This is a genomic window from Dactylosporangium darangshiense (genome assembly GCF_039537565.1).
Lineage (GTDB): Bacteria > Actinomycetota > Actinomycetes > Mycobacteriales > Micromonosporaceae > Dactylosporangium > Dactylosporangium darangshiense.
In genome coordinates this window covers 1-10,765 of the sequence record NZ_BAABAT010000106.1, presented here as the reverse complement: position 1 = coordinate 10,765, position 10,765 = coordinate 1, and the positions used below count along the sequence as shown (strand labels likewise).

Below are 10,765 nucleotides of genomic sequence, written 5' to 3'. Positions count from 1 at the left end.
CGCCCGGCATTGTCCGGCCGCAGTCGTGTGCGCGGACGCGTTCCACGTCGTGTCCTGGGCCACCGACGCCCTCGATCAGGTGCGCCGGCAGGCGTGGAACCTCGCCCGCCACGCGGTGGGCGGCAGCAAACGGCACGTGCAGGGACCCGGCCGGGCCACCCAGCGAGCCGTCGGCGAGGCACGCGCCCTGAAGCGGTGCCGGTGGGCGTTGTGGAAGAACCCCGACACCCTCACCGAACAACAGACCGCCAAGCTGGCGTGGATCGCCAGGACCAGCGGTGCAACGCAGGGTTGGTCTTGGCGATCCAGGCCAACTGCTCACGCTGACGGTCGGTGAGGTGCTCGGGGTTCTTCCACAGCGCGCACCGCGCGTCCTTGAGTGCCTTGGTCACCCCGGTGGCGCTGCGGTTGCGGCTGCGACCGCGGGTTTCACCGCGGACGGCGTTCCAGGCGATGCGTCGTTGCTCGTCCAGGGCTTCGGTGGCCCAGGTGACGACGTGGTACGGGTCGGCCGCCCGGATCGCCTGCGGGCAGTGCGTGGCGATGACCTCGTTCATCCACCGCGCGCTGTCGGAGGAGATGTGCGTCAGCTGCGCGCACCGGCGCGGGCCCAGCAGCGTGAAGAACGCCGTCAGGCCGGCCTGATCGCGGCCCTTGCCCACCCGCACCAGGCGACCGGTGTCGTGGTCGAGCACCACCAACAGGTACTTGTGCCCCTTGCGGTAGGAGATCTCATCGATGCCGATCCGGCGCAGCCCGGCCAGCAGGTCCACCTGGCCGGCGGTGTCGGCCCACACCCGAGCCGCGACCGCACCCACCGTGCGCCAGGCGATGCGCATCAACTGGGTCACCGCGCTCTTCGAGCACACCGTGGCCAGCCAGGCCACCGTCTGATCGAAGGTCAGGGTGTGTCCGGCCCCGTGCCGCGCCCACGGCACCGCGGCGACGACCACACCGTGCACCGGGCAGGACACCCGCGGCGCGTCCGCCTCGACGAACGCGCGGATCGTGCCCAGATCCAGTGCCCGCCACCGCCGGCGGCCCTCACCCCCGGTCATAGCCCGCACAGCGCCGCCGGCACACCCCGCACCGCCGCCGCTGTCCCCGCCCCGGCCGCACCGACGCGACACCAACGCCCTCGTCCTCGTCGAACTCGACACGCTCAACCACCGCCTTGTCGACGCCGAGCAGCCCAGCCCATAACCTTGCACTACGCACGCCGTTCTCCCGCCACCACAGTTCTGACCTTCGACAAGCCAGAACCTAGGCAGGACAACGGCGTGCGCTATTCACGACGCGCCGAACCGCCCATGGAAGCGTCAGAAGCGCCGGAACTGATCGGCACGTCGTCGTCCGGTGTTGCATCCGGGTCCGGATTGGGCCAGGTCAACCGGGTGCGTCCCTGGTCTAGCTTCTCCCGTATCGGGACCCGTACCGGCGCTTCCGCGGCACGGGTCTTGCTTGCCGTGCCGGCCCCAGACGTGGCTGCGCCCCCCGACGGCGCTTCCGGGGGCTTCGAGGCAGCCTTCCGCCACCATTTCACCGTGGCGTGGTCGACCAGGTTGCCGGACAGCTTGGCCACGTCGTCGGCGGTGTAGCGAATGTTGGTGCCGGGCTTGGTCGCTGTTCGCATCGAGCGCTCCCACGACTGCACGTATGTCCTCGCCGGTTCCAGCAGCTGGCCCCTGCTGTTGCGGTCCAGGGCATCCTTCTTTAGTCCCAGCGTTTCCAGGTGCGTCTCCAGGTACTTCCTCAAGTTGTTGTCCGGGTCCTCCGCGTCCGTGCTGGGCCGCCACTCCGTCACCGCCCGCGGCACGCTCTGGAGGCCCGGGGCAGCCTTCGGCCACCAGTTGTTCACCGTGGTCTCCGTGACCAGGTTGCCGGACAGCGTGGCCACGTCCTCGGCGGTGTAGCGAATGTCGGTGCCGGGCTTGGTCGCTGTTCGCATCGAGCGCACCCACGACTGCACGTATGTCCTCGCCGGTTCCAGCAGCTGGCCCCTGCCGTTGGCGGCCAGGGCATTCTCCTCCAGTTCCAGCGTTTCCAGGTACTTCCTCAAGTTGTTGTCCGGCTCCTCCGCGTCCGTGCTGGGCCGCCACTCCGTCACCGCCCGCGGCACGCTCTGGAGGCCCGGGGCAGCCTTCGGCCACCAGCTGTACACCGTGGTGTACTGGACCAGGTAGCCGGACAGCTTGGCCACGTCGTCGGCGTTGTAGCGAATGTTGGTGCCGGGCTTGGTCGCTGTTCGCATCGAGCGCACCCACGACCGCACGTATGTCCTCACCGGATCCGGCAGCTGGCCGCTGCCGTTGGCGGCCAGGGCATCCTTCTTTAGTCCCAGCGTTTCCAGGTGCGTCTCCAGGTACTTCCTCAAGTTGTTGTCCGGCTCCTCCGCGTCCGTGCTGGGCCGCCACTCCGTCACCGCCCGCGGCACTTCCAGGAGCTCCGAGGCAGCCTTCTGCCACCAGCTGGTCACCGTGGTCGGCTCGACCAGCTTGCCGGACATCTTGGCCACGTCCTTGTCGGTGTAGCGAATGTCGGTGCCGGGCTTGGTCGCTGTTCGCATCGAGCGCACCCACGACTGCACGTATGTCCTCGCCGGTTCCAGCAGCTGGCCCCTGCCGTTGGCGGGCAGGGCATCCTTCTTTAGTCCCAGCGTTTCCAGGTGCGTCTCCAGGTACTTCCTCAAGTTGTTGTCCGGCTCCTCCGCGTCCGTGCTGGGCCGCCACTCCGTCACCGCCCGCGGCACGCTCTGGAGGCCCGGGGCAGCCTTCTGCCACCATCTGCCCACCGTGACGTCCGCGACCAGGTAGCCGGACAGCTTGGCCACATCCTTGCCGGTGTAGCGAATGTTGGTGCCGGGCTTGGTCGCTGTTCGCATCGAGAGCACCCACGACTGCACGTATGTCCTCGCCGGCTCCGGCAGCTGGCCGCTACGGTTGGTGGTCAGGGCATTATCCTCCAGCAGTCCCAGCGTTTCCAGGTTCGCCTTCAGGTACTTCTTCAAGTTGTTGTCCGGCTCCTCCGCGTCCGTGCTGGGCCGCCACTCCGTCACCGCCCGCGGCACGCTCTGGAGGCCCGGGGCAGCCTTCGGCCACCAGCTGTTCACCGTGGCCTGCACAACCAGGCCGCCGGACAGGTCGGCCACGTCCTTGCCGGTGTAGCGAATGTTGGTGCCGGGCTTGGTCGCTGTTCGCATCGAGAGCGCCCACGACCGCACGTATGTCCTCGCCGGCTCCGGCAGCCGGCCTCTGCCGTCGGTGGTCAGGGCATACTTCGTCAGTCGCAGCGTTTCCAGGTTCGCCTCCAGGTACTTCTTCAAGTTGTTGTCCGGCTCCTCCGCGTCCGTGCTGGGCCGCCACTCCGTCACCTCCGGCGGCACTGCCACCTCCGGGGCAGCCCCGCGCTTCGCGCGACCAACAACCTCCGCCCACAAGTTAACCACCGTGTTTTTTCCGGCCAGGCCGCCGGACAGGTCGACCACATCCTTGCCGGTGTAGCGAATGTTGGTGCCGGGCTTGGTCGCTGTTCGCATCGAGCGCACCCACGCATGCACGTATTCCTTCACCGGATTCAGCAGCTGGCCCCTGCTGCTGCGGTCCAGGGCATCCGCCGTCAGTTTCAGCCTTTCCAGGTTCGCCTCCAGGTACGCCCTCAAGTTGAGTGGCGGCTTCCCGTCCGGGCGGGGCCGCCACCCTGCCACGTCCAGCGGCAGGTCCGGGATGTCTGTCGGGGCAGGCTGCTGGACCCCGGGCCCGTCGTGCGGCTGTGTCGGGACCGGCACGGCGGCGTTGTAATGGTTGTAGACGTTCGGGTACTGCGGGTCGGCGGCCGTGTGGTACAGCGTGACCGGCCGGCCGGTGTCCGGGCCGTACGTGAGCAGCGGGTGTACCCCGTCCGCGGTGGCCCGCAGGATGGTGATCCGGCTACCGGTCGCGTGGGCCAGCAGGGGGGCCAGGAACTCCCCGGCCGGGGAACTCCACCGGTTGCTCCAGTTGGCAACCGTGTCCCGCACCATCCCGAGTTCCCTATGGTCAAGCGGGTGCCCCGACGCGGTCAGCTCGGCGGTCAGCGCATCGCGGACGCTTTGCACATCCGGCCCGACATCGTGACCGCTCAAATGCGCAAGCGCCAGTACCTCCCGGTCGCTCAGCTCGTCCATCCTCCGCCGATACTCCTCGAAGAAGTGGATCCGCTGGCTGGTCACATCGGCGGGGAGCTGCCCGGCGTTGGCATCGAGGTACGACCCGACACGCTCCCGCAGCAGCTCCGTCACCTCCGCGAGCGCAGAATCGTCGGGTACCGTCGAGGCGACCATCCGCGTGACGTCGCTACGCACCCGGCCGGGATCGGACAGAAACTCCCTCAACGGCGGGGACAGCACTTGGCCCAGTACCTCAAAGACCAGGGCCGGATCGGTGGCGATGAACGCGTACAGCTGGCAGTAACCGTCAGCAGGCACGGTGAACATCGGGTCCGGGTCACGACCGAACACCACGGACCGGGCAGCTCCCGCCGCACCGGCCGCGCTGTCAGCCCGGCGCCGTTTACCGGACCGGAGCCGCTTCCCGGGCCGCAGCTCCTCCGCCGCGGGGGCTTCTTCTGCCGGGCGTTTGCGCCGTACTGGTACCCGCCCGCCGGGACGGGCGCTGCCGGCAGGGTCGGTCAGGGCCGCGCTGAGCGTCGTGTCCGACACCGGAGCACCGGCCGACACCTTCTTGGCCACGGCGTCAACATGCAGCAACCGCCGGCGCTCGTCCACCGGCAGCAGAACCTGCCCTTGCAGCACGCCGGGCAAACCCTCAACACCGCGCCGGGGATCGAACAAGGTGTATCGCTGCGCGTGATCCTCCCCGCCGGTTTGGGTTTCGATCAGCACCAACCGGCCGCCTTTGTCCAGCCCCGGCCGGTGGACCAGCACCACATGCTGGGGATCATTACGATGCTGCACCCACACCACCGTCAATGTCCCTCCCGGCAGACCGGCAAGGTCTGCGATTGCAGCGGGAACGAACCGGCCGCCGGACAACCGGGCCGCGACCGTTCCCGCCGACACCGCTGTCCCGTCATCGCTGCCCCGCCCCGGTACCCGCAGGGCCGTCAACACCGCATCCACCCGCAGCACACAATCACCGACCCCCGGACGCCACGCCCACAACCCGTCCACCGCCTCGCGCACCACTGGGTCCACAGACCCCGCGGCAGCTTCCCCCGCAAAATGTTGCGGGGCCTGCTGCCGGACCCGCTTCTCCACCAACCCGATCGCCGCGACCCGGCCCCCGGACAGACCCCCAAACACCGGACCCGTCCCGGCGGGTGCAATGCCGAGGGGCGGTGGCGCAACGGAAGATGTCGACTGCGACCCGCCCTGATCATCCAACGGTATATGCACATGCGGTAACGGACGCACGCCGCTCATCGCGGGTCGGGTACTGGTCGGCGGATCCAGCAGTACCGCCGCAGGGCTGATACCGCCCGGAACCCGGTCTGCGCCGGCCGGATGCGCCGGTTCCGGCGCGTGCATCGACCCCGCATCGCCGATGTCCGATCCGGCATCACGTACCGGCTCGGCCACCGCCGACGACGAGAACTGCACCGGAAGTTGAACAGTCGGGCTGTAATGGTTGCCCGCATGATGCAGCACCACCTCACCAGAACCCGGCACGGATCCCGGGAACTGGTGCACAACACCCGAGCTCACCACCGTGACCGACTTACCCGTCACCCGTGCGGCCAACGCCGGAACAAGATCCCCCGCCCCGTCCGACCAGTTCTGATCGATCCTGATCCAGGCCGCCAACAGATTCCTCTGCTGCTGCGGCGAAAGCTCCAGCAGGGGAAGACTCCCCAGCTTGACCCGCTCGACCCCGGCTGGAAACCCGACCTCGGTCGGGGAAACACCCAACGCGCTCAGATCCTCGCGCGTGACCACATCATCAGGATTCAGTCCCACCGGTGCGTCGTGCCAGTCCTCCAGCTCGCGGGCAAAGCGAGCACGCAACCCCGCGACTCCATCACCCGCCTCACCGGGCAGCCCAAGATCAGTCGCGCCTAGACTCTCCCGCAACGCGTGGAAGAAGCAGTTCCCGTCCACGGGCACTGCACCGATCGCGAACGACCGGCCATCAGGAAGCCTCAATACCCTATCCGGCGGCAAGGCCGGCACCATCTCCGGCGCCCCGCCCCGGGCCGTGGCGTATGGCCCCGCCGGGGCTTGGGCCCCGCGCGACGAATCGCCCGCCGCCGCAGCGCTCACTACGCCGGCCTCCGCCGCTGGGCGATCGCCGCCCACCAGCGCGGTCTCGCGGGCGTGGAAGGCGTCCTGGGCGGCGTCGATCGCGGACTGGTAAAACGGGTTTTTCTGCGGGATGCGCCAGACATGCAGATACACCAGGATCTGGTGGAGCACGGTGTCGTACTCCACCAACACGCCTGAGTTTTCTCCCGCGGCCTGGTCCCAGACACGCATCTGGTTCCGGGTCGCCTGATCGATACGTTTGGCGGCCAGCAGGTTCGCGGCGTACCTGTCGACTTGCAAGGGTCTGGAGCCGTAGTCCAGTCGACTTCTCAGCATCACATGCTGCACAGCTGTGAAGGCATCCTGGTGCGCGGCGAGGAGATGGTCAAGCCTCCTGAGGGTGGCGATTCTGGCATTCGCGATCGCTGAGACGCGTTCGGGCGTGGCCCGCCGATCGAACAGCAGCATCGCCGGGGTATTGCGGTACGCCCGATGGGCCGCGGCATGGGTCAACTCGTGCGCCAAGTGACCCAGCATGCCAGCCGTGCCCCCGTAGCCGTTCATCAGGGGACGTAGGGTGAACTCTTTGGCGGGGGCATTTGGCTTCGACCGGTCGGTCAGCAGTGTACCCACGCTGCCGAAGGGCTCGAAGTGGAAGTCGTCGCGAAGGGCGACAATCTCGTTGAGCACGTTACGGGTGATCGACGGCAGATTCGTATCCGAACGCAGATCGGCCAGCATGTCGATGTAATGCAATACCAGGGACTGGAAACGCCCATCAGCGAGATGATTCCCCATCTCGTTCGCGACCTGCAGCAACATTTCGGGAACGTTCGTCCTGGCGACCCTCCTGACGGAGCCGTACTGAGCGGGCAGGTGATTCTCCAGGCGATCTTGAACCGTCAGCAACAGCTGGAACCGGTCAGCCTCAGTTGCCCGCTCAGCCTCTGCCAGGGTGTGGTACAGCTCGGCCTCAAACGCACCCTGCTCGATCAGCCCGTCCACACCTCCGCGACGCCAGGTGTTACCAGTGCTCTGCCGGAATGCGCGGGCCCGGTCCAAGAGCTGCTGCAACGCCTCGGCGCGGTGGGCGAACTCACGCTCGGGAATGCGCGCATACGACTCCAACAGCCGATCCAGTTCGGTCACATGCGACCGAGACCGCATGTGAGTTACGCGGGGATCGGTCGTATGCGCCCGGAAATCCGCCGGCTGCAAGAAGTCAACCGGCCCCTGCGCATCCTCCGACGGCATCTGGGCACGCAGCTGCGCGTGTGCCGCCGCCGACGAGGACTGCACCGGCCCCGTCCCCGGTGCCGCCGATCCCGAACCACCCGCCGCCGCTACCACCGCACCGCCACCCACGCCACGACCACGGCCGCCGCCGTCACCGGCACGTCCGGCCCGCGCACCCGGCCGCACGGTCACCGACGGATCACGTTCCGCCGCAAGACCAAACGACCGTGACCGCGGCGCCGCAGCGCCCCCAGCGTCCACGACCTCTGCCACTGGGTTCGTCGCTGGCGGGCCGCTCGGGCCTGGTCCTTCGCTGGAGGAGGATACGCTGGTGCGCGCTGGCTCGTGCTGTGCGCCGCCGCGTGTCCGGACCTGCCCAGGGTGACCCGGCTGCCCCGGTGATCCGACGGCCAGCGCCTGGACCAGCCACGCCGCCACCCGGGCGGCCTCGGCCTCGCCGTGGCGGAGCAGCGCAAAGGCCGTGGCCCGCAGGCCGAACGACGACTCCGACGGCGAATGGTCGAGGCTCAACGCCTGCCCGACACCGCCGCGGTAGAGCCGGGCCGCCTCCGGCATCAGCCAGTCGTAGCGTTCCTGCGGAAGCTTCCCGAGTACCGAGTCGACCTCTTCGGGCGAGGGCAGCTCGGGAAGGTCACCTGCCGGGATGGCGTCATCGGCTGCCCTGTACGGCTCGCGCCTGCGATCGGGCGAGACCAACCCGGGCAGTCCCGCCGTGGGCAGCACCGACCAGCCGGCCCGGCGCAGCAGCTGAACCGTCGCATGCGTCAGCTTCAACCCGCTGCGGCGTGCGCCATCCCGGGAACCGTACAGCCGATAGAACGGGACGCTGCCGTCAATCCGTCTGAGAGAAACCCCGCTCGGCGCGTACACCTCCGGTACCAGCAGCGGCTCACCGTCAGCACCGTACAGCCGGAACAGGCGGGTGCCATCCGGGTGCCTGGCAACCGGCACCAACGTCATCACCGACGGCAGATCCGCTCCGACAGGCCGATGCCGCACCGGAACCCGCGCCACCACGTCCGCCCCCGCCCGCGTGCGGGCCGGGCCGGGGACCGTACTAGGCCCGGCGTGGGGCCCCACGCCGTCAGCGGGGTCGAGCCCGGCCGGACCGGCATCCGCACGGAACTGGACAGAGCCCGGAACAGCCGGCACCGGCGCCCCCGCCGGCGACGACGACAGGTGCACATACGGCAACGACCGAACCCCACCGGCCTGAACAGGCAGGTACGCCGGCGGTGACAGGTACGCCGGCGGTCCAGCCGGCACCCTCGAATAGTCGGGAAGGACGTCCGCCGAATAGTCGGGAAGGACATCCACCGGCGGTGCCTGGACAGTGAGGCGCACCGAACCTCTGGTGCCGATGATGCTGCTCACCTGCACCCGATCGGACCCGAGTGCCGAGGCATCCACCAGGTGGTAGACGACGACGTGGGAGCCCTGCTGCACCTGGATGTCGCGGACATACCGGCCCGGTACCCTCATCCAGGCCGCCGCGGCGGGGATGTTCCGGATCGCCACCACATCCTGGCCGGCGAGCCAACGGGAAACATGTCCCGCTGTATCAGCCCCCGGCGGGATCAGGATCGGGATCGGCACCGATCGCTCGTCGTCGGACGAGGGTGGCTGCGCATCCTCGAACAGCCGGCGCAGCACGGCCGCCGAACCCGCCGCGGGCAGCGGGAACGGCGGTCCCTCCACGAGCTGGGCAGCCTCTACCACCGCTTCCGTGTCGGTCCCCGACCAGACGCCTGGCCGCTGACCACCCGTCACGTGGACCAGCAGCGACCGCAGATCACGCAACCGGACCATGGACGGCACTCCTGGGACGTGTGAGGTCGCCTCCCAGAAGGTGCCTTGATCGTTCCGGCGCTTCACGACGACGATCGCGTTCCGCGCGAGTTCCCGGTGGAACACGGTCAGGTCGTCGTGACCAACCCGTTGCTGCCACAGCACCACGATCCGCGGACCCCCACCGCCGGAACGTGGCAATACCATGTCAGCGTATTCATCGGCAGTCATCCAGGTGCCGGACGTCTCCTCCTGGATCACCGAACCCGGCTGGTGCGTACCGTGCTGCTTACGGTTCACCTGCCCGACCTCGATCAGCACCCGGTCGCCGGCATCAGGAGGAACCGCGGCGTGCAGCAGGTAAACGTCATCGGCCGGCAGAAGGAACCCGCGGATCCCATCGCGGTACCCGTTCAACCAGACGCCGAGTTCGTGCCCTTCCCTCCTGACCAGCGGCAAAGCCAACACATCCAACGCCGCACCCGCACCGGACGGGGCCAGGTGCAGCGCGCCGGCGCGGACCTCGGACGGTATCTGCACCGCGACACGCACCGCATCGTCGGCGGGCATCTCCCGCACCATACCCAACCGCAGCCAACGCCGGACCCGATACATCCGCTGCGCGGCATCCTGCACATCCCCCACCGGCACCAACGCCACCCGCCCGTCCTGATCAGGAAACTCAGCAGTGAACTCCGAACCGGCGAACATCGCCCTTCCTGCGAGGTCAGCCAACCGCCGTTGCGTGAGGCCGAACCGCGTGGCACCGCCGGCCAGCCGGACACGCAACTCACGGGCAAGGTCGAACGGGGGCAACGGGCTGCGCCCCGCCCGCGCGATCGCCGCCGCGAGATCATCGAACGGCTCCGGGACGGCCACACCATCCGCGCCCGCCACGAACCACACCGGACTGTCCGACCGGCCCAACCCGCGGAACGGTCTGCGCGCCGAAACGACCACACCACGAGGCGCCGGCAACCCCACAACCGCCACATCAACGATGTGCGCGGCGAACGCGCGCGCATAAGCCCGAGCGTGCGAGAACTCCGCGTCATACACCAAGACCACCAGCGTCTGCGCCGGCCCCTTCGCCGCCAGCTCATGCACGATCTCGCGGTGACGGTCGCGGTCGAGACGGTCGACGATCACGACCCGGTCATCAGGATCACCGACAGCAGCCAACTCCAAAAGCGCAGCCGAAGCAAGGAGGACGTCCTCGCTTTCCGAATACGGCATCGCGCCCGCGATAGCCACCACGTCACCCGGCACCCGCAGCTGCTCAGCCACCTGCAAGACCCGCGCCGGGTCCGCCCGAGGAGTCGCCGCCGGCGGCGGCACGAACCACACACCATTGCGCAACTCCCGCGTCCCCGACGCAACCGCCGACGGCGACGGAACCGACGACGACGGCCCCGCCACCGGCCGCTGTTCTTCGCCGCCGCCAGACCGGGCCAGGCGCCGCGTGACAGCGCGGAGCCGGTG

Annotated in this window: 1 protein-coding gene and 2 pseudogenes; 1 reads left to right on the top strand and 2 read right to left on the bottom strand. The window is 68.8% G+C overall.

The features are described 5' to 3' along the window. A pseudogene (locus tag ABD901_RS57320) lies at window positions 1-274 on the top strand (transposase); the annotation flags it as partial. Between the two features lies 1 nt (window position 275). On the opposite strand, the pseudogene ABD901_RS57315 reads toward ABD901_RS57320, so the two are convergent. Both ABD901_RS57315 and ABD901_RS57310 read right to left on the bottom strand, forming a co-directional pair. Next, window positions 276-1,218, bottom strand: a pseudogene (locus ABD901_RS57315) (transposase); the annotation flags it as partial. Window positions 1,219-1,285: 67 nt separating this feature from the next. After that, a complete protein-coding gene (locus ABD901_RS57310; protein WP_345144606.1) occupies window positions 1,286-10,570 on the bottom strand; it encodes a hypothetical protein in 9,285 nt (3,094 codons plus the stop codon). Between the last annotated feature and the right edge of the window lie 195 nt (window positions 10,571-10,765).